We start from the raw sequence: 304 nt of genomic DNA on the forward strand, positions 1-304 counted from the left end.
GAAGATACAGAGTTTTTAGAAGATTTTGAGAATGAGTTTGACAAAACAGAGTGGACATGGTCATTAAAAGATTTGATGTTTTCTTTATCGATCTAAATCCTACTGTAGGTAGTGAAATCAATAAGATCAGACCGTGTGTGATAATTTCTCCGGACGAAATGAATAATGCTTTAAATAAAGTAATTATAGCCCCTTTGACGTCTACAATAAAGCCATATCCAATGAGAGTAAACTGCAGGGTTGAGGGTAAAAAGGGGCAGGTTGCTTTAGACCATTTGAGATCTGTTGATAAGAGAAGATTGAA

General features: G+C 35.2%; 1 protein-coding gene. It reads left to right on the top strand.

Going from position 1 to position 304, the window contains the following annotated elements:
* Positions 1 to 56: 56 nt before the first annotated feature.
* Positions 57 to 304, top strand: a 248-nt coding sequence (locus GNY06_RS02625; protein ID WP_166518677.1) for a type II toxin-antitoxin system PemK/MazF family toxin, incomplete at its 3' end; no start/stop codon positions are given.

This window comes from Elizabethkingia argenteiflava (genome assembly GCF_009904105.1).
In the GTDB taxonomy this organism is placed as follows: Bacteria; Bacteroidota; Bacteroidia; order Flavobacteriales; family Weeksellaceae; genus Elizabethkingia; species Elizabethkingia argenteiflava.